The sequence below is a fragment of the Sphingobium sp. D43FB genome (assembly GCF_002312805.1).
Classification (GTDB): Bacteria; Pseudomonadota; Alphaproteobacteria; order Sphingomonadales; family Sphingomonadaceae; genus Sphingobium.
On record NZ_NMUA01000015.1, the window covers coordinates 67,099 to 85,759 of the forward strand.

Annotated in this window: 17 protein-coding genes; 6 read left to right on the top strand and 11 right to left on the bottom strand. The window is 62.9% G+C overall.

What is annotated here, in order from left to right:
• Window positions 1–13: 13 nt before the first annotated feature.
• Together SxD43FB_RS13985 and SxD43FB_RS13990 are read right to left on the bottom strand one after the other, a co-directional pair.
• On the bottom strand, window positions 14–628 hold the full coding sequence (locus tag SxD43FB_RS13985; protein WP_096062703.1) for a response regulator transcription factor: 615 nt from the start codon (window positions 626–628) through the stop codon (window positions 14–16).
• Entirely contained in the window at window positions 618–2,405 is a 1,788-nt protein-coding gene (locus SxD43FB_RS13990; protein ID WP_096062704.1) for a PAS domain S-box protein, read from the bottom strand. The genes SxD43FB_RS13985 and SxD43FB_RS13990 overlap by 11 nt, the downstream gene beginning before the upstream one ends.
• Window positions 2,406–2,970: 565 nt before the next feature.
• Between SxD43FB_RS13990 and SxD43FB_RS14000 the strand changes: the two genes are divergently transcribed.
• Window positions 2,971–4,218: an MgtC/SapB family protein gene (locus SxD43FB_RS14000; RefSeq protein WP_255245733.1), complete on the top strand. Its 1,248-nt coding sequence runs from the start codon at window positions 2,971–2,973 to the stop codon at window positions 4,216–4,218.
• 2 nt (window positions 4,219–4,220) lie between these two features.
• On the opposite strand, the gene SxD43FB_RS14005 is transcribed toward SxD43FB_RS14000, so the two are convergent.
• Entirely contained in the window at window positions 4,221–5,159 is a 939-nt protein-coding gene (locus tag SxD43FB_RS14005; RefSeq protein WP_096062706.1) for a HAMP domain-containing sensor histidine kinase, read from the bottom strand.
• Window positions 5,160–5,389: 230 nt separating this feature from the next.
• Here SxD43FB_RS14005 and SxD43FB_RS14010 point away from each other — a divergent pair, with 230 nt between their 5' ends.
• Window positions 5,390–6,946, top strand: coding sequence for a bifunctional aminoglycoside phosphotransferase/ATP-binding protein (locus SxD43FB_RS14010; RefSeq protein WP_096062707.1), 1,557 nt, complete (start codon window positions 5,390–5,392; stop codon window positions 6,944–6,946).
• A gap of 29 nt (window positions 6,947–6,975) precedes the next feature.
• Here SxD43FB_RS14010 and SxD43FB_RS14015 read toward each other — a convergent pair whose 3' ends face one another.
• Window positions 6,976–7,371 (bottom strand): cupin domain-containing protein, encoded by a 396-nt coding sequence (locus SxD43FB_RS14015; RefSeq protein WP_096062708.1) that lies wholly within the window; start codon window positions 7,369–7,371, stop codon window positions 6,976–6,978.
• Between the two features lie 167 nt (window positions 7,372–7,538).
• On the opposite strand from SxD43FB_RS14015, the gene SxD43FB_RS14020 reads away from it, so the two are divergent.
• The 3 genes from SxD43FB_RS14020 (at window position 7,539) to SxD43FB_RS14025 (ending at window position 9,804) form a co-directional block, all read left to right on the top strand.
• Complete coding sequence (locus SxD43FB_RS14020; RefSeq protein WP_096062763.1) at window positions 7,539–8,549, top strand: 2-hydroxyacid dehydrogenase; 1,011 nt, start codon at window positions 7,539–7,541, stop codon at window positions 8,547–8,549.
• Window positions 8,550–8,664: 115 nt separating this feature from the next.
• Window positions 8,665–8,796 (top strand): hypothetical protein, encoded by a 132-nt coding sequence (locus tag SxD43FB_RS25935; RefSeq protein ID WP_255245734.1) that lies wholly within the window; start codon window positions 8,665–8,667, stop codon window positions 8,794–8,796.
• 384 nt (window positions 8,797–9,180) lie between these two features.
• Window positions 9,181–9,804, top strand: a complete 624-nt coding sequence (locus tag SxD43FB_RS14025; protein WP_096062709.1) for a response regulator — start codon at window positions 9,181–9,183, stop codon at window positions 9,802–9,804.
• A 191-nt stretch (window positions 9,805–9,995) separates the two neighbouring features.
• Here the strand turns inward: SxD43FB_RS14025 and SxD43FB_RS14030 are convergent, their stop codons facing one another.
• From SxD43FB_RS14030 to SxD43FB_RS14050, 5 genes are read right to left on the bottom strand one after another with little or no spacing between them, the layout of a single operon-like run.
• The gene (locus SxD43FB_RS14030) at window positions 9,996–10,910 is read right to left on the bottom strand and encodes a hypothetical protein (protein ID WP_096062710.1); all 915 of its coding nucleotides are present in this window, start codon (window positions 10,908–10,910) and stop codon (window positions 9,996–9,998) included.
• 15 nt (window positions 10,911–10,925) lie between these two features.
• Window positions 10,926–11,126: a hypothetical protein gene (locus SxD43FB_RS14035; protein WP_096062711.1), complete on the bottom strand. Its 201-nt coding sequence runs from the start codon at window positions 11,124–11,126 to the stop codon at window positions 10,926–10,928.
• A gap of 46 nt (window positions 11,127–11,172) precedes the next feature.
• Entirely contained in the window at window positions 11,173–14,208 is a 3,036-nt protein-coding gene (mobF, locus tag SxD43FB_RS14040) for a MobF family relaxase (RefSeq protein WP_096062712.1), read from the bottom strand.
• A gap of 3 nt (window positions 14,209–14,211) precedes the next feature.
• The gene (locus SxD43FB_RS14045) at window positions 14,212–16,521 is read right to left on the bottom strand and encodes a type IV secretion system DNA-binding domain-containing protein (protein ID WP_096062713.1); all 2,310 of its coding nucleotides are present in this window, start codon (window positions 16,519–16,521) and stop codon (window positions 14,212–14,214) included.
• Complete coding sequence (locus SxD43FB_RS14050) at window positions 16,511–16,801, bottom strand: hypothetical protein (RefSeq protein WP_096062714.1); 291 nt, start codon at window positions 16,799–16,801, stop codon at window positions 16,511–16,513. Before SxD43FB_RS14050 ends, SxD43FB_RS14045 begins: the two co-directional genes overlap by 11 nt.
• A 710-nt stretch (window positions 16,802–17,511) precedes the next feature.
• Here SxD43FB_RS14050 and SxD43FB_RS14055 point away from each other — a divergent pair.
• Window positions 17,512–17,730 carry a hypothetical protein gene (locus SxD43FB_RS14055; RefSeq protein WP_096062715.1) on the top strand — a complete coding sequence of 73 codons (219 nt, stop codon included), beginning with the start codon at window positions 17,512–17,514 and terminating at the stop codon, window positions 17,728–17,730.
• Between the two features lie 112 nt (window positions 17,731–17,842).
• Here SxD43FB_RS14055 and SxD43FB_RS14060 read toward each other — a convergent pair whose 3' ends face one another.
• A complete protein-coding gene (locus SxD43FB_RS14060) occupies window positions 17,843–18,067 on the bottom strand; it encodes a hypothetical protein (RefSeq protein ID WP_096062716.1) in 225 nt (74 codons plus the stop codon).
• Between the two features lie 345 nt (window positions 18,068–18,412).
• Window positions 18,413–18,589 (bottom strand): hypothetical protein, encoded by a 177-nt coding sequence (locus SxD43FB_RS25275; protein WP_176482787.1) that lies wholly within the window; start codon window positions 18,587–18,589, stop codon window positions 18,413–18,415.
• Window positions 18,590–18,661: the final 72 nt, after the last annotated feature.

An 18,661-nucleotide genomic window follows, 5' to 3' on the forward strand; every position in this document is an offset into this window, starting at 1 on the left:
AGTGTCCTGACCCTCAGCCCGTAACGCCTGCGGAAAAGGCAATCCGGAGTGCTTCTGACAGGCTGCGGACACCAAGCTTGACCATCAGGTTCGCGCGATGCACTTCGACCGTACGGGGCGAGATTCCGAGGTCATAGGCGATGGTCTTGTTGGGCAGACCCTGCGCCAGACCTTTGAGCACATCCTGCTCGCGTGCTGAGAGCGCAGCGATGAGGATTGTCGCATCGGCGGCGCGGCTTGCGCGTCCCTCGGTGTCACTGAGACGTTCGAATGCGCTTTCGATCGCTGTAAGCAGGACCGCCTTCTCGAAGGGCTTTTCGATGAAATCCACTGCTCCCGCCTTCATCGCGCGCACCGCGATCGAGACATCCCCATGGCCGGTCAGCACGACGACAGGCATGGAAACGCCGCGCTCGCCAAGTTGCTGCTGGACTTCCAGGCCATCCATCTCGGGCATTCGAACATCAAGCAGGATACAGCCTTGCTCGGCATGCTTCACGTTCTTCAGAAATTCCACGCCGGAAACCCACGGAGTCACCGCAAAACCTGATTTCTTCAGCATGAAACCAGCCGATCGGCGTATCGCATCCTCGTCATCGACTATGTGAACGACACGCTTATCTTCCATCAGGGTTCTCCGCCTCTGTTCTTATCAACGTGAAATGGAACTGTGAACCGCCTCCCTCCGCTGGCTCCATCCATATCCGGCCGCCATTGGCTTCCACGATGGTCCGGCAAATGGAAAGACCAAGACCCATGCCTTCCGATTTGGTGCTGACGAAGGCCTTGAAGAGTTGCTCCGCGACCTCTGGCGCCACCCCGGGCCCGGTGTCCGCCACGGTGACGCGTACGAAACCTGGCTGGTCGGGCATAGTGCGGATCGTGAGAAGGCGCTGAGCCGATGTGCCCATGGCCTCGACCGCATTGCGGATCAGGTTCACCAGGACCTGCTGAATCTGAATCTTGTCGACAAGAACGCTCGCGGCATCGTGATCGATATCCAGCCTTGTCCGGATGGATTTCTCGTTCGCCCCCAGCAGTCCGAACGCCGTGGCTTCATTGATGAGATTGGGCAGGCTCCCGATGGTCTTTTCGACTTCGCCGCGTGCGACAAAGTCGCGCAAGCGGCGCACGATGTGCCCAGCCCGCATCGCTTCGCCGGCCGCGTCCTGAAGCGCCTCGCGGATTTCGGGGAAATCTTCCGGATCGGGTTCGGCCAGCAGATCGCGGACGGCTTCGACATAGTTTGCGACGGCAGTGATCGGTTGGTTGAGTTCGTGCGCGAGGGTCGAGGCCATCGTGCCCATCGCGCTCACCCGGGCGACGTGAATGAGTTCGGACTGGAGCTCCTCGAGCTTTTCCTGCGTTCTCTGGCGATCTGTGAGATCGCGGATGAAGCCCGTGAAAAGCCGTTGGCCCTCGCCGCTAGCCTCGCCAATGGATAGCTCCATCGGAAATGTCGATCCGTCCTTGCGCATCGCGACGACCACCCGCCCGATCCCGATGATTCTCCGCTCGCCGGTCCGCAGATAACGTTCAAGATAGCCGTCATGGCGTTCGCGATAGGGCGAAGGCATCAGCATGCTGACATTCGATCCGGCAACTTCGGCTTGGGTGTATCCGAAGAGGCGCTCGGCGGCGGCGCTGAAGGAGACCATAGTTCCGCGCTCATCGATTACGATCATCGCATCGGGGACCGTTGAGAGGATCGAGCGCAGGTGCGCTTCGCTGTTGCGAAGGGAGTTTTCTGCGGCGCGTTGGTCGGTGATATCGTGGACTATCGTCGCAAATCCGCGCAGCGTATTGTCTGCGTTTTTCAATGCAGTGATCGATATGTGGGCAAGAAATTCACTGCCGTCCTTGCGGACACGCCAGTCGTCCAATTCCGCCTTGCCCCGTTCGACAGCCTCTGCAAGCAATGACATAGGCTTACCGGCGGCGATTGCATCCGTGGGATAAAATAGCTGCGCGGACTTGCCGATCATTTCCGCGGCGGTCCACCCCTTCAACCGCTCGGCGCCTTTATTCCAGATAGTGACGTTTCCATCGGGGTCGAGCATATAGATAGCGTAATCCTGAGCGCCATCGATCAGGAGGTTCAACTCCTCCGCGAGCACAATGGCGCTGTCAGCAAACTTGCGGGCAACAGAGACGGTCCGATGAGAGTTTCGCCACAGGAGGACCATGGCCACAAGAAACACGGCGACAGCGGTCTGCTGACTTGGTGCCGTGGGCCAGCCGTCCACGATCACTAGCATCGCGAGCGTGATAAGTGTGACACTTGAGATGACGAGGATGTCGGGCCTTAGCGCTACCAGCACCATCCCAGCCATGCCTAGCGTCACGAAATAGTGGACGCGCTCATCAATGTGCTCGCCGAGCTGCTCACGCGTGACGAACGCCATAATCGCGATCGCGAGCCCCGCAAGGGAGGCGGTTACGAGCTGGGAGTGGATGGACCTGTTGGCGAGCAGTGCTGCCGCGGCTCCCGGCGAGAAATGGCCCTTTCGCTCGGATTGCCGTTCGGTGTCGGTAATGACCTGCCCCCCAATGATCTTCCGCAGGAAGCAGCGCGACGCTGATATCTCCCCTTTCCTGATTGCTTTTTATCAATTCCGTGTGGACTGAGCCATCAAAAGTTGTGCCGTTCAAGGCGACTGCTCTTTCTGCCCGCAGCATGGTCCGTGTACGCCTATCGAACCACGGTCGGAAAGGTGGTGACGATCGATGGGGAACAAATGCAGCTTCCCATTGCAACGCGCTGTAGCCAAGCAAACGATGCGGATCATGCGCGGCGCGTGGCGGAGGCGAGGGGAATACAGTGTGCGGTATGCGAGTGGAGCAGCGCAGGGACGAGAGGTATGATCGAGGTCTGTGTGATCGTGCGTACGCGAGAAGGGACGGTTGCCCAGTCGAATTGCCCTCGCCTCGCCGCAATCCCACCGGCCTTATCGTATGAACATTCCTGATATGGAACTGCTGCGGACGCTGGCGGCCTCTCTCGCGGTTGGCATCCTGATCGGGATCGAACGCGGATGGCGGCAACGTGATGCGTCCGACGGAGGTCGCGTAAGCGGCCTTCGGACCTTCGGGTTGCTCGGCCTCATTGGCGGTGTCGCTGGCTACCTCCCGGAAATGTTGGCAGCCGTGGTCGGCCTTGCCGTCCTGTCGAGCCTAGTCCTGGGCTATCGAAGCGAACTCGCGCGTCAGGGCAGCCTCTCCGTCACCACCACCCTGGTCGGGATCATCACCTTCGCCCTGGGCTTTGTCGCGGCCAAAGGGATGGTCGGTGAGGCGCTCGCCACAGCCGCCGTCACCACCTTGATCCTCACCCTACGCGGCAAGGCGCACGCGATGCTGAAGGGCATGACCCAGCAGGAAGTCGAGTCCATTGCGCGCTTCGCGCTGGTGGCGCTCGTCATCCTGCCGCTGCTGCCAGACGCGAATATTGGTCCTTGGGGCGCATGGAATCCGCGCAAGATCTGGATGGTGGTGGTCGTGGTCCTCGGTCTGTCGTTCGCAGGGTACGTTGCAACCCGGCGTCTGGGCCCGGAGAAAGGGATCATGATCACCGCGCTATGCGGCTCGCTCGTCTCCTCGACGGCTGTCACAGTCGCCTACGCTCGGCGCCTGCGGCAACAGGACGGTCCCGAAGCCCCACTGGTCGCAGGAATCGCGCTGGCATCGCTGGTGATGTTCGTCCGTGTCCAGATCCTGTCGATCGCGCTCGTTCCCTATTCGAGCCGATCGCTGGCCCTAGCGATGGTCCCGGCATTCATCGTCGGCGGACTGACGACGTTGCTCGCGCTCCGCGCGCGGGGATCCGAAGCTCATGCGGGCGAGGTCAAACTCGGAAACCCGCTCGATTTCGGGCCAGCGCTACTCCTTGCGGGTCTGGTGGCGGTCATGGCGATACCGGCGCGCTGGGCGCTCGATCGCTTCGGCGATCAGGGCATTGTCGTGGTCCTTGGCCTGACCGGCATGTGGGACGTGGATGCGGCGGTTCTCACCCTGGCCGGCATGCCCAAGAATGTTCTGGACGGAGCAACGGCCGGGCTGGTTCTTGCCGTTCCGGTACTCGCCAACACCGCGTTCAAGGCTGTGCTCGCACTCGGCATCGCGGGTCCAAGACGGCAGGGCTGGAAGGCCGCCGGTCCTCTGTTCGCGTCGGTATTGGCGTCGGGTGCAGGGATCGCGGGGCTGCTCTCGGTGGGATAAGCCTAAAGACCGGCAGGCAGTTCCTGAGGAGATGGCTCGGGGACGAAGTCCGGCCCGGTCGGGACGCCTTCGGGCTCGAAAGGTATTGGCACTTCAGCTGGCTGAGGAGGCGCCGGCGTTTCGGGAGGTGCGGACGGCTCGATGATGTCCGGCTTGGGTTCGCCAGGCTGAGAAGCCAGCGCGAACGCACCTGCCCATTTTTGGTCCCGCTGCGCCGCCGATCGACGTAAGCGCCGGGCGCGTTCGGGATCATTCATCGTGGACATTCCCAGGGGTTTTGATGGCCCGCTGATCGTCACCTGCAGGATGAGCGGGATCGCAAGCGCGGCGACAGTGCCACGACCGAGCACGCTGCGGATATGGAAGTGTGCATGGGCGGCCTGCGCGAAATGCCGCACGCGACCAAGACCCGTCCCATGCGCGCCAGCAGGGCGTGCCCCAAGCAGAATAGCGGAAAGCTCGTCCGAACCCATCCCCTGCCCCGTATCTGCAACGATCACCCAGATGCGGCGTCCAACGCGCTTGGTCCGCACCAGGATCCGGCCAGTGCCATTCAAAGCTCCGCGCGCGTTGGTCACAAGCTCGAGAATCGCCGCATCAAAAGCGGACGAATCCAGTTTGACCGGTGACGGCTCGGCCGACACCTCTACCGATACCTCGACACCGCTATTCGATTGCGCGTCGAGCAGCGACTGTAGCGCTCCAAGGTGACGATTGAGATCGAATGCTTGAACCATCGCGCTGGTTTCCTTGGCAAGCAAGGCGGTCGTCAGAGTGCCGCCGCGGCGCGCGGCTTCCGAGATCGCGTCGAGAAGCACAGCCCGTCTGTTCGGTGTAGGGTCGTCGCCAAGCAAATGGCTCGCCGAACTGACGATCCCGAAAAGATTGCGAAGATCATGGATGTTTTCCCGCTCCGTGATCTGCGTGCCGGACTCTAGCATATGGCTCTCCCATCGCGCTATTTGTTGTGTTCAACGGGCGAAAGTGAATTGGGAAAGTTACGTAGCCGGTGGATCATTTGACCAACGCGGTCGCGACGGGCACCTCGCGGCCTTAGTAAGTTCCCGGATAGGAGCGCTGCTGCCGAGGTCATAATTTCCCGATGCTCGAGGGCCGGAGAACGTGCCGGCACGCAGTCGCAAGCTCGAAACCAGCAAGGCGTAAAACGCGGATGACGACATCGGCGGGACCGATCGGAGAACCCGAACAACAAACCGATGTTGTCGCCTTCCTGGAGTCGCCAGGCGCGCTTCAACCCTGCGAATCTGCGCGCCGGATAGATACACATGCGGCGCACATCTTCCTTGCCGGCGATCGCGCCTGGAAGCTCAAGCGCTCCGTCCATTTCAACTATCTCGACTTTTCGAGCGCGGACAAACGTCACGCCGCGCTGGAGACGGAACTGACGCTCAACCGCAGGACGGCCCCTGCACTCTACCTTGCGGTTCGGCCGATCTGCCGGGATGGCAGCGGCACACTGAATTTGGATCGTCGGGGAGACACGGTTGACTGGCTTCTCGAGATGCGGCGCTTTCCTGACGGAGCCCTGCTCGAGGAGATTGCGGCCCGCGGTGAGTTGAACGGCCGGCTAATCACGCGGCTCGCCGATCAGATCAAGGCGTTTCATGACGATGCCGAGCAGTGTCGATTGCAACACGGACTCGATCGGGTCGAGGCGGTGATTTCGGGAAATCGGGCGAGTATGGCCGGCTTTCCCGAAATCCTCCCGTCCGCGGCCGCGAGCAGTTTGGTTGATCGGCAAATCGAGCACGCCGTTCGCCATGCCGCCTTGCTGGATGCACGCGCCCGGCAAGGCCGCGTCAGGCACGGGCATGGTGACCTGCATCTCGCGAATATCGCGGTGATCGACGATAACCCCATGCTGTTCGACTGCCTCGAATTCAGTGCGTCGCTTGCGACAATCGACGTGCTCTACGACCTCGCGTTTCTTCTGATGGATCTTTGGGCGCGCGGTTTCGATGTTCAGGCGAACATGCTCCTGAACCGCTACCTTGATATCGCTCCGCAGGACGAGGCCGGCATAGCGCTCATCCCGTTGTTTCTTTCCGTCCGAGCGACCATTCGGGCTCATGCGCTGGCAGCGCAAGCGGCGGGGTCGCCGGACTCGGATCTGGCGCACAAGGCCCAGCACTATCTGGCGCTGGCCGATGAACTGCTCGCCCCTGTGCCGCCCCGCCTCGTGGCAATCGGAGGGCTTTCCGGAACTGGAAAGTCGACCATCGCCAGGCTGGTTGGCCATTGTTTGGGCCGCGCGCCCGGCGCCAGAATTCTGAGGTCGGACGTCCTGCGCAAGCGGCTGGCGGGCGTGCAGCCGGAGACCGCGCTGCTTACCGACGCCTACACCTCGACAGCCAGCGCGGCGGTTTATGGCGAGCTTGAGCGGCTGGCGAGCCACACGCTGCAAGCCGGGCAAGCCGTGATCGCGGATGCGGTCTATGCGAAACCGGAGGAACGCGACGCGATAAGTCGGCTCGCGCGACGGCACGGCGTTTCGTTCGAGGGTATCTGGCTCGAGGCTGCGCCGGATCTGCTGAAGCAACGGATCACGGCACGGGCAAACGATGCCTCGGACGCCGACACGGCCGTGGCCGAGGCGCAAGCGCGCTATGATATCGGCGGCGTTGACTGGCACAGGGTCGGCGCAGACGGTCCCCGCGAGGCCGTTGCAGGCAAGGTGCGTGCGATTATTGGTGACGAGGACCGCTGACCGACTGATCCGAGCTCAACGGGTGCGCTCTATTCCGTAGTTGGGCCGTCGAAATGCTCGTGCGCCGCCTCGGCATCGGCCTTCGTGCGATGGATCGTGCCGTCGATGTGCTCGGGTGGCCCGTAGATGGTGTAGAGCTGCAGCAGCTTGTCGCCGGTGTTGACGATGTTGTGCTCAGCCCCGGCGGGAACGACGATGCCATCATCGCTCTTGATGGGCATGCGAACGCCATCGATGAGAACCTCGCCCTTGCCCTTCTCGACCCGGAAGAACTGATCGCGATCGTCGTGTATTTCGAGCCCGATTTCTTCGCCGGGCTTCAGCGCCATGAGCACGAGTTGCAGATTTTGGCCCGTGTAAAGAACCCGGCGAAAATCCTCATTGTCCTCGGTCAGGTTTTCGATGTCGCCGATAAATCCCTTCATTGCAGTGTCCTTTCTGGGCCGGTCCGCGAGAATTCTCCGTCGAGGGTGATCCGGCGGCCGGAATATGCCAAACTACGATGATGCTTGCCCCGGCGCGACATAACTGTCTGTCCGGGATCATACTTAGAACGCGCGCCACGCGCACCCGGGTAAGGAGACGCAGAAAGGTGGACGTCGCGGTTTTCAGCACCCGCAGCTACGATCGGGAGTTCCTCGACCAGGCAAACGCGGCAGTCGGAGGTTCGCACGCTTTGCGCTATTTCGACGCCAGTCTCTCGGAGCAGACGGTGGCGCTGGCGGCGGGATCCGACGCGATCTGCGCCTTCGTCAATGACCGTCTCGATCGAAGCGTGCTTGCGGCGCTTCGTGGGCAAGGGACAAAACTGGTGGCCTTGCGAAGCGCCGGCTTCAATCATGTCGATCTCGAAGCGGCCGAGGCACTGGAGATCGCCGTGGCACGCGTGCCGGCCTATTCCCCGGAAGCAATCGCTGAACACACCGTCGCGCTCATCCTGTCGCTCAACCGCAAGCTACATCGGGCCTATGTTCGTGTCCGCGAGGGAAACTTCGCGCTGGACGGCCTCCTGGGGTTCAATCTCGGCATGCGAACGGTCGGGATTGTAGGGACAGGGAGGATCGGGGCGGTCGTGGCCCACATCCTTCGAGGGTTTGGCTGCGCGCTATTGGCCTTCGACCCCTCTCCCGATGAGGAACTCAGGCAATTGGGTGTGAGCTATGTCCCGTTCCCCGAGCTAATGCAGCAATCCGACATCATAACCATTCACTGCCCGCTCACGCCGCAAACGCATCATCTGATCGACGAGAACTCTTTGCAGCTGATCCGCAAGGGGGCGATGCTGATCAATACAAGCCGAGGCGCCGTTGTGGATACGCAAGCTGTAATCGCCGCGCTAAAGTCAGGAGTGATCGGGGCATTGGGGCTCGACGTCTATGAGGAGGAAGGCGACCTCTTCTTCAGAGACCTGTCGGAATCCATGTTGCAGGATGATGTCTTCGCGCGCCTGCTGACATTCCCCAATGTCCTCATCACAGGCCATCAGGGCTTTTTTACTCGCGAGGCACTCACGGCCATCGCGGAGACCACGATCCGGAACATCTCAAGCTTTGAAGAGAGTGGTCGCGCGACCCATCAGATCGGAACGGAGCTCCTGGCCTGAGCAGCGATAGACGCCGAATACGACGCTACTTCCACCGTTCGCTCCGTATTACTCCCAATAGGCCCGTAAGCTCCGCCGGTCGAAACTGCGCCAACTGAGGAAGGACGCAGCTATCATGTACATTCTCCCCGCGACTGACGTGCACAAGCACCGCGCCTCACAATCTCAACTGCGCGCCGGGATCGGGCTGGCGCTTCTGTTCGTGACGGTTGGGACTCAGTTGATCTGGGCGCTCACCACCCACTGACCGCAACAGACAGCACGGCTCCGCGCCGCGCCGCGCCTTGCGGGTGGACATGCCGGGACGATCGTCATAGTCTCCTCATGCCGTTCTGATCTTGATCGTGAAGTTCGGCCCGCTATCGCGCGGGAAACATAGGCTCTCGACTTCGGTCGGGCGGCCTGCGGAATACAAGACCTTCGGGAAATACGCGGGGCGCGCTTTTCCTTATGTTTGCGCGCGATCAACCGTCCCGGCTAGCGGGCCGGGGGGAACATAAGGTGTGTCTTGTGCGCTATCAGCCCTCACTTCGTCTGACGCTTATCGCCTGCGCTGCGATTGCGGGCCTGCGCGCCCGAGCTGCATGTCGGCACCTTTGAATCTCGCTGATATGGCCGTGGCGAGGAGAATGTGACGGAGCGACGGGTCGTTCACATCGTCGATGACGAGGCTTCAATCCGACGCTCAACCAGTTTCATGCTCAAGAGGTCCGGCTATACCGTCGCGACGTTCGCGTCCGGTGCGGACTTTCTCAAGGAAGTGAAGCAGCTCGAGCCCGGTTGCATCTTGCTCGACATCCATATGCCGGAAATGGGTGGCCTGCAGGTGCAGGAAGCGCTCATCGAGCGAGGCATTGCGATGCCGGTCGTCTTCCTGACAGGCAGTGGCGACGTCGCGACAGCAGTCAGGGCCATGAAGATGGGCGCGGTCGAGTTCATCGAGAAGCCATTCGAGAAGAATGTCGTCCTCGGAGCTCTCGACCTGGCATTCTCGTGGCTGGGTGATTTGCGGCTGAAAGAGCTCAAGTCCCAGGAAGCACGGTTGCTTGTCGCCTGCCTTTCGACGCGAGAACGCGAAGTCCTTCACAGATTGGCGGACGGCCTAGCCAACAAAGCGATTGCACTGGAACTAGGCATCTCGCCAAGAACGGTCGAAGTGCATCGCGCCAATCTCATGATCAAGCTGGGTGTGCATACGCTGTCCGAAGCCCTGCGCATCGCCTTCGCCGCCGGACTGGATCGGTCGGAGAATTGAAACCTGCCACCATTCCCTTGGATACCACTCGGATTGATGCCCGAGGGGACTAATCTGCCGCGATGGCCCGCAGAGCGTCCGGCTTTTCTATGATGAGCAGTCGGCCGCCAGGGAGAGAGACGACACCTTGATCGCGAAGCGCGGTGATCGGCGGCTGCGCTCGTGAACGCGCCTCGTTCATAGCTATCCGGTCAGTCCGTGAGCGCCATCATGTGGTCGCAAAATCGCGCCGCTCCCGGCGGAAGGTCACGCAACCAGTAACGTCGGACGGAAACCGGCAGCCAGCGGAGCCTTATGAACCCGACTCCGAATGCGATCAGAACGCACACTATGATGAACGCGAACAGGACGCCGGTTCGGATAAGATGTCCCGCCGGGGTCGGAGGGAATATCGGAAGCAAGACGATCACGAGAAGCGCCGCCAGCAAGGCAATGGTGAACATGAATGAAAGGCGGTCGCAGTCATCCATGCGATGTTCGAAGATGGCCAGGTAAGCTGTCCGGTCCGCGCGGCCTTCCGCGCTATCAAGATAGATCAAATGCGGATCGGTTCGCGCCGAAGGTGGTTGAAACAGCGCGGGAACTGACGGATATTGCTCAACGGAGCGCGGAGTCTTGCACCAGAAGACAAAGCCCAGAATCTCTTTGCGGTGCGCCAGACGTTTGATATGCGGCCAGTACATCTCATGCCAGTAACGAAGATCGGATTTACCGTGCGCAACCAGCCACTCGTAAATCGGTCCGGGGGGCAGTGGTAGCCGCCCATAATCCTCGCGATCGAACGTCCAATACATTACGTGCAGGCCAATGGCGGCAACGACCAGCAGGACGGCAGCCCAGACCGGCATCGCACTTGCGACGCTCCCCATGGGGCTGCGCCAGAGTTCGGCTTCGAGCCAGCAAGCGGCGCGCGCGCCGAGAATAGACGCGCCCACAACAAGGAGGGCGTTGCCAAAGCAGAACATCGCGTAAGCGAGATTGCGCGGCAGATAGCGGGCGCGTTGCAGCGCGAGGATCGCCGCATCGATCTGCCGCTCACCCTCGGCCGGGTCATCGGGACCCAAATGAGCGGCGAGTGCTTCGTAAGCGCGAATTTTCTTCGCCATCCTTCTACCTCCCTGTCAGCCCCAGCCGTCCCGGCGGCCTTCGCCATTGTCGCGAAGATTGCGGCCATCCAGGGCCGACCGGCGGATGCTGAGCTCGACCTCATCGCCCTTGCGCGCGATATGGACATCGCGCGGGTCGATGTTGTTGCGCCGGGCGTACTCGTCGGCGGCCTTCTCGCTGCCGAACCTCCCGGCCTCTTCGAATTCCCATCCCATCGTTCGCTCCTTCAGACTGCGCAGGCATCATGCCGGCGGCTTCATGCTACAAGTCGAGACCCAGGCTGCGCTCTGGAAGCGGCGGCAGCACGTCGCCGCGATCGGGCTTCAGGTCCGGCGGCCGCTGGGAATCCTTCGCGGCCGCCGGCGCCGCGCCGTCCGGTAATGGCGGCAGATCGCCCCGCAGCGGTGGGAGATCCGACAGGCCGACCCCATCGATCGGTCCCGGGTCAAATTTCTCGCGGGCACCCGGCCCCTTCTTGCCCTCGATGTCGAGCCGGCCGAGCGTCTCGAGTGCGGAAGTCTTGTTGCCCGGGTTCATATCGAGCTGCCGCTCGAGCTTCTCCTTGTCGTCGACGACCATGGTAAGCTCGTCGCGGACGCGAGTGACGCCGACGTTGAACAGACGCTGGTTCGAGAGGTTGCGCTCGTGCGACGACATGACGGTGATCGCCTTGTCGGTGGTGATCCCTTGCGCCATGTGCATGTTGAGGCTGTAGGCAAGGTCGAGACGAGAGAGCATCGGATCCCCGAGACCGAGCGTGAGGCGCTCTTTGTCTGCTGTCTCGACCTTCACCCCGTCGGCATCGATGCCGATCACGCGCGCGAGCGCCGCATTGTGCAATCCGCGCTCCTTGTCATTGGCGGTCCAGCGGATGCGGTCCCCCTCGCGCAGCTGCAACGTCTTCTTCTCGGAAAGCTGCAGCCGGTCGCGCTGCTCGGTCGGCGACAGCCTCTGCGGGTCGAAACGGATCCTGCTCCGCCCGTCCGCAAGCTCGACCTTACCGTTCGCATGGACCTTCCGAACATCGTAGCGCCCGGCCTGAATGCCGACATCCTGCGCCCCGCCCCGTCCGACCTCGAGCGTCTGACCAGCCCGGTAGGTCGATGCGTAGCGCAGCTCCTCGCGCGTCGTGTTGACCCGTTCGTAGACCGTGAGGTGGATACCCTGCCCCATCACGCAGCCTTCCGCGACCAGTCCGTCCTGGATGCGCTGATTGATAACGGCACGCGCCTCGCGGCCCGAGGCAAAGACCGCGGTCGCGTCGCGCTCCGATTGCGACAGCGCGAGCCACATGTCGGCCGCCGCCGCCGCGGGCTCGGCGGTCTCGACAACCCGGTCCCCGAGAACCCTCATCGCCGCGCTCGCCTTTCCGGCATTGGCGAGCGCGGCGACCGTGCGCAGCTGGTCGGTCCGCTGACGGATGTTCTCGTCCATCCTCGCCATGGTGCCGCCGCCCACCTGGATCATGGCGAAGGCCTTGCCGGCATCGATCGAGGAGAGCTGCTGGCGGTCGCCGACCAGCACGAGCTTGTCCACGCCGACCGCAGCGCTGATCTGGTGGAGCTTGAGCATATCATTGCTCGAGACCATCGAGGTCTCGTCGACGACGAGCATGGTGCCGGCGAGCTTCTCGCGCGCCGCCTCATAGCGCGGTGTGTCGCGCTCACCGATGAAGCGCTCATGCGCGAGCACGAAGGAGGCGATGGTCTGCGCCTTGATCCCCGCGCTTGTCGCGAGGTCCGCCACCATTTTGTTCTGGAAGGCGAGGCCGGTGATCGTCCGACCTTCCGCTTTCGCGACCCGGGCAACCGCCTCCAGCATGGTCGACTTGCCGGCGCCCGCGACACCCTGGACAGAGACGGTTCGATCGGCGGAGGACAAAATCATCGTCGCGGCCGCGAGCTGCCCGGGATTGAGGGGCCGTTCGGCAGCATCCTGCAACCGCGCCGGCGCTGCGTCCGCGGCGATGATCGGGTTGGCTGCCCCCTTCCCTTCCTCGACCGCGCCGAGGATCCGCTCCTCGGCGCGCAGGGCATCCTGTGTCGTCACCATTCGCCCCGTCCGGTCTGCGGCCGTGGCGACGCCGGGAATGAGCTGGCGGTTCTGAACCAGCCGGTCGATCCGCCGTTCGATGCTTTCGACGGTGACGCCCTTCAGCCCGAGATCGAGCGCGGTCTTGCTGAGCGTGTGGACCGGCCACGCCGCCTCGCGTTCGGAGAGGATGCGGACCGCCGATGCGACAGCCAGCTGCGTGCGGGCTTCGCCCGGCGACCTGACGGCGCGCGCGAGCGCATTATCGACCAGCGGATCGTGCGGACGGAGCAACCCGCCCAGCCTGTCGCGGGCGCCGTCGATGGCATCAACGATCGCCCGGTAGCCGCGCTCGAGCGCATTGTCGGGCGGCGCAATCCCGGCGCGTGCCTCGGCTACCGCGCGCAGGTCCCTGCCGTCAAAGCCGAGCGTCGCTGCCCGGTCGATCCAGCCCTGCCTGAGGGCCGCCCGATCCTCGACATCGAGCTTGGGATCGCGCGATCGCTTGGTGATTTCGCGCAGGCCCTCGGGCGACTTGATGCCGAGCCGCGTGGCGCGCTCGAGTATCTCCTCGCGGCGCTGGCTATATTCGGCGATCACCCCCTTGGGCACGCCGGCGATCTCGAACGTGCCGTGCTTGCCCTTCATGCCGAGCTGGTAGCCGATCCACTCGAGCTCGGAGCGCAGGAAGGCATGGTAGATCGAGCCGATGATGCTGTTGTGGCTCCAGATCTTGTCAGCGTGCAGCGCTTGCCATTTGCCGTCGGGCATCCGGGTCAGATTGGCGATGACGGCGTGGATGTGGCCTTGCGGATCGAGAGCCCGACTGGTGTCGTGCTGGAACAGCGCATAGACGAGATTGCCGGTCTGGACCGGGACCTTGCGTCCCTCGACATCGCGGCGGCCTTCCGCGAGGTTCTTCTCAACCCAGGCCATGGTCTGCTTGACTGCGGCCATGTTGGCGCCGAGCACGCGCTTGTCGCCCGCGACATAGGCCATGACCGAGGCGGACTTCGGCATCGAGAATGTGAGGTCGACACCGGCGCGCCGGTTTTCGACCTGCGCGACCGCCTCGCCGCTGGGAAGAACGCCGTTGAGCACACCCTCGAAGGCGTCCTTCGACACCTCGCCGCAAAGGCCGGTCGCCTCGGCCCCCTCCCCCGCCCAGGCGGTGATCTCCGACGAGCCCTCGACGGTGTAATAGTCGTCCTTCGCGAAGTAGTTCGCGGCACCTGATGCGGAGCGGACGGCGGCGACCGACAACATCGATCAGATTCCCATGTCCACGCCGTCGTCATCACGGCCGGGATGGAAGGCCTGGCGCAGTTCGACCAGCGTCAGATCCTCAACCTGCGGGGCCCGGAGCGTATCGGATCGCCGGTCGCTTTCCCGGTCCCGGTCCCGCGTCGCGACCGGCTGTTCCTCGCCGTTGGCGCGGGCGGCCTGCGCCTTGTCCGCGGCGTGTACCGCGGGCGTGGTCTGCTCGCCGCGATCGGCGGCGCGCTGGGCGGCACGGCTCGCCGCGTCGTCCTCTTCCTCGACCTCGGCGGACAGGATGCGCGCGGCAAGCTCTTTGGCGAGATTGGTGGTCTCGGACACCTCCTCAATCACCTGCCCCGCGCCGTCCCGCCCGCCGGCTTCCCCTGCCCCTTCCTCCTCGAACGCCTCCTCTCCGCGCTTCGACCGGACCGGCTGAATATCGGGCCTTAGAACGAAGCCCTGGGCGACCTGGGGATAGTCCTTCCACTCGAGGAGAATGCGCGCGGCGGGAAAGCCGTCGGGGAACTTCACGAAGCCGTGCATCGAGGGCAGGTTGGTGATGTCATCGGCGATGACGAGCGGCTCGACCTGCTTGCGCGGAGTCAGCGTCGAGGCGTCGCGGGTGTTGTTGTAGCCATAGCTATAGGCCTCATCCATCTGGCGGACCTCGCGATTGCCGATGTAGCGCGCGCACTGCTCGGCCGTGTCGAGATCGGCGGTCGCGAGGATCAGCTTGGAACGCGCGAGCGAAGCGAGGTTGCGCGCGCCCTGTTCGCCATAGACATCGACCAGCTTCTCGAAGCTATGGATGCCGAGGATCATCGCACCGCCGAACGCGCGCGCGGTCTGCAGGCCGTTCTCGATGGCGGGCAGGCGATGAAGCGCGCCGAGCTCGTCGAACATGAACCAGGTGCGCAAGGATCGCGTGCGCGGCAGCGTCATCAGACGGTTGATCGCAAGGTCCATCCAGAGCGTGAGTAGCGCCCGGTTCATCGGCAGATCGACGTAGTTCGACGTCACGAACAGGATCGATCCGGGCTTCTTTTCGCCGGTGATCCAGTCCCGGATCGAGAAGGGTTCGCCGGCGTCGGGGAGGAAGCGCAGCGCCTGGGCATTGGTGTTGAAGACGGCGCGGATCGATTCCGCCATGCGGGCTGCTTCGGGCGCGGTCAGCGGGTCGGCGATGGTGTTGGCGAGGAAGCGATGAACGCGCTTCAGGTCGGCGGTCATCAGGTTCTCGGACAGCGCCAGGTTGGTGGTTTGTCCACGCTCCATGAGCCGGACACACATCTCGATGAAGAGCGTACGCGCCGCCATCGCCCAGAAGGGTTCGGAGGAGCCGCCATCGGACGGTATCAGCGCGGCCGCGGCGGCGGTGAATTCGCTGTGCGTGCGGCAGTCGTTGAAGATCGACCAGGCCGGGCATCGCGCGTCCATCGGGTTGAGGATCGTGTCGCGCGACGGGTCGTAGAAGGCTTCGACATAGGCGCCGGTCAGGTCGAAGATGACGGCGGTGTCCTGCCGCTCGCGCATTTGGCGAACGAGGCTTCTGAGCTCGGTGGTCTTGCCCGATCCGGTCGTGCCGATCAGCATCAGATGGGACTGCTCGGTCCGGTGCGGGAAGGGGACGCCGGCGAGCGTATAGGGATGATGGATCCCGGCTTCCTTCCGCGTGCGGAACGGAAGGTGAAGGACCTGGCCGGGCGACATGCCGGGCAACCGCTCCCGGACTTCTTCCTCAAACTTCTCCAGATTGTGCTGGCTGATCTCGGCGTGGAGGATGTCGCGGGCCACGAGCATCGCCCCGCGCTCGTGCCGTTCCTGGAGGATCGAACGGCCGCGCCGATGCGAAAGATCGACGAACCAGATCGCCACCGGGATGGTGATGAAGATCGAGACGAGGAAGGCGCCGAGCAGGCCCCGCATCGCGATCGCCCAGGCCTTGATGACCTCGGGAATGTAGGGGACCGCCTGCATCACCGTTCGCATGATGTCGCCATTGGGCAGCGTGATGTTGACGCGCTTGTTCGGGTTGAGATCGATCCAGTTCCACAGCGTCGCGTAGATCTTCATGCAGACGAGCTGGAAGCCATGCTCGTCGAGCTTGATCGACATGATGAGGAACCAGGCTGCGACAAAGGCGAAGAACCACAGGATGAAGGGCAGCTTCGCACCCGAGAACCACATCAGCATCTCGTGCGTGATGAGCTGGCTGCCCCGGGTAAAATTGCCGGCGTTGCGCTGCACGTTCCCGCGCGCGCTATGGTGGGTGAGAGGGATGGCTCGGCCATCGGTGCGGATGTCGTCCTTACGCGCCATGGTAGAGCTCCATACGCTTGTCGGTTTCCGCGATGATGCGGTCGCGATATTCGGGAAATTGTTCGCGGATGATGATGTCGAGCGCGAGCTGCTGGAACTCGCCGATCCGGACGAGACGGCGCTGGCTGGATGTCAGCAGCTGGCCCGATGACAGGAAGTTGTCGACGGCCGCGCGCAGCAGGTCGGACGGGGTGCAGCCGCGCTCGGCAGCGATCTCCACCAGACGGTCATATTTGCTCCGGTCGAGGCGGACCGTGCAGTGCTTGTTGGGGGTCGTCAAACCAGGCCTCCTAGCAGGGAGGCTGGTGGGGTCTCAGAAACCGATGCGGCTTATAGCGCAACTGCGATCAGGGGGCAAGGAAGTCAGGATGCACGCTTCTGGCGTGTTCTAGCGTAACACATTGAAACGGCGGTTTTTCGCGGGTTTGACGTCCTCCCAAATGCTGTCCCACAGCGGCCCACGGAACAGATTGCAACTAAGTCATTGGTATAGCTGTCAAAGCCCTGCACGCTCGTGCGTTCGGTGTGCATATCCCAAGAGACCGATTCCTGTCCCTGGCCCTCTGATGATGTCTGTAAGGGAATGCCCGTAACCGGGGCCGGCTGGGCAGAGCTCCGCCGTGAGGCGGAGGCGAGCCTTCACGAGTCCGAAGCGGTGACGCGACGATGTAGGGAACAGGCAAGCGAAGCGATGCCTTCCCCCCGGCGCGCTCGGGCTTGCCCGAAAGCGCGCATCAATGGCGGCCTCCGGCCCCATTGGCCAGGCGAGGATCGTCACCCGAACGGGCGGAGACAAGGCGCATGCCTTGGCTCCGTGAGCTTGGGGCGCGGGCGTCCTGAAAGGGCGCCGGCGTCCTTAGCGAATAGAGCCGTCATCGGGCGACAGCCCGATGCGCCCACGCCCCTCTCAATCCCCTTCTTCCAGCGCGGGGCCACAACGGTTATACTTGCCCTGTTCATGGCCCGATTAGCGTTGAACAAGAGGCCCTTATGGCAAAGACACTGGAACAGGAGCGCCTGGCGCTCGAAGAAGACGCGCGTCGGCTGGAAGATCGGCGCAGGAAGCTCGAAGAGAAAGAGCGTGAGCAGGCCATATCGACGGTCGAGAAGTCGGGTCTGCTGAAGCTCGAAGCCAAGCGTTTGGCGGTTTTGACCGAACGCATCAAAAGCCTCGGTATCGCGGAAGTCGAGAAGCGACTGGTGGCCTGAACCTAACCTGCCGCGGCAACGCCGCGGCACGGCCATGGGGGGTTCGATGCCCCCCATGGCCGTTCCTCTCCCAGCAAAAAAGGGAGAGGCCAAGGCCCCTCCCCGTCGCTCCTCAATACTCGTCGCTCATCCGTCCCGGGACCGTGTGGACCACCTGGTCGATGAGCGTCATCGGCAGCGCGTCATAGTCGCCCTCGTCGATGGTGACGTAGTGGCCGGGCTGGTCCTCGATGACGTGCTGGTCGAAGAAGCTGTGCAGGGCGCGGCGCTCGGCGAAGGCCAACGCGGCGAGGTAGGCAGCGGCGTCGGCGTGGGCGGCGGTCGAGTTGATCTGCATGAGTTCCTCCTGTTGTCTTGAATGACAGGGGAAAGGTCGTCGTTGAGGGAGCCGCCGGGTCAGGGACGCGGGGCTCGCCCCGCGCCGCGAAGCGGGGAGTGGGGGTGCCGATTTTGTCGTGGTTGGAGTGGAGCGAAGCGGAGCGCAGGCCGCGTCAAAATTGGGGGCACCGCTCATCCTTGACGCGGTGGTTCCCTCAACGACATGCTCGGAATTCTGTGAGAGATTTTATCCTCTGATGGGGGCGCAACGGAGGAGCTCGCGGAGCCCTCGCTTGGCCTTGATGGCGTGCAATGAGCGAAAGGACGCGCTGTCACCAGCGCACCCATCTCGGCTAAGACAGCGTCATCCCGTCTCGATTCCCAGTTCGTGGAGCCGGCTCAGATCATCCTGGCGCACTATTTCGTAATCGTCCGACATAAAGGCGTAGTCACCTCTTCGCACTTCGCCGAGTGTCGCCGATGTTCCATCGGGCCAGACCGCATAATCATCGGTATCGTACTTCTCAAATATACTCGTCATCGTCAGTCTCCTTGATTTTCAACGAAGCCAGCTAGTGGTCGTTGAGGGAGCTGCTGGGTCAGGGACGGAGGC

Excerpts from the sequence above, each read along its gene's own strand:
- SxD43FB_RS13985 (WP_096062703.1), bottom strand. The coding sequence starts at position 628 with ATGGAAGATAAGCGTGTCGTTCACATAGTCGATGACGAGGATGCGATA.
- SxD43FB_RS13990 (WP_096062704.1), bottom strand. The coding sequence starts at position 2,405 with ATGGCGTTCGTCACGCGTGAGCAGCTCGGCGAGCACATTGATGAGCGC.
- SxD43FB_RS14000 (WP_255245733.1), top strand. The coding sequence starts at position 2,971 with ATGGAACTGCTGCGGACGCTGGCGGCCTCTCTCGCGGTTGGCATCCTG.
- SxD43FB_RS14005 (WP_096062706.1), bottom strand. The coding sequence starts at position 5,159 with ATGCTAGAGTCCGGCACGCAGATCACGGAGCGGGAAAACATCCATGAT.
- SxD43FB_RS14010 (WP_096062707.1), top strand. The coding sequence starts at position 5,390 with ATGACGACATCGGCGGGACCGATCGGAGAACCCGAACAACAAACCGAT.
- SxD43FB_RS14015 (WP_096062708.1), bottom strand. The coding sequence starts at position 7,371 with ATGAAGGGATTTATCGGCGACATCGAAAACCTGACCGAGGACAATGAG.
- SxD43FB_RS25935 (WP_255245734.1), top strand. The coding sequence starts at position 8,665 with ATGTACATTCTCCCCGCGACTGACGTGCACAAGCACCGCGCCTCACAA.
- SxD43FB_RS14030 (WP_096062710.1), bottom strand. The coding sequence starts at position 10,910 with ATGGCGAAGAAAATTCGCGCTTACGAAGCACTCGCCGCTCATTTGGGT.
- SxD43FB_RS14035 (WP_096062711.1), bottom strand. The coding sequence starts at position 11,126 with ATGGGATGGGAATTCGAAGAGGCCGGGAGGTTCGGCAGCGAGAAGGCC.
- mobF (WP_096062712.1), bottom strand. The coding sequence starts at position 14,208 with ATGTTGTCGGTCGCCGCCGTCCGCTCCGCATCAGGTGCCGCGAACTAC.
- SxD43FB_RS14045 (WP_096062713.1), bottom strand. The coding sequence starts at position 16,521 with ATGGCGCGTAAGGACGACATCCGCACCGATGGCCGAGCCATCCCTCTC.
- SxD43FB_RS14055 (WP_096062715.1), top strand. The coding sequence starts at position 17,512 with ATGGCAAAGACACTGGAACAGGAGCGCCTGGCGCTCGAAGAAGACGCG.
- SxD43FB_RS14060 (WP_096062716.1), bottom strand. The coding sequence starts at position 18,067 with ATGCAGATCAACTCGACCGCCGCCCACGCCGACGCCGCTGCCTACCTC.
- SxD43FB_RS25275 (WP_176482787.1), bottom strand. The coding sequence starts at position 18,589 with ATGACGAGTATATTTGAGAAGTACGATACCGATGATTATGCGGTCTGG.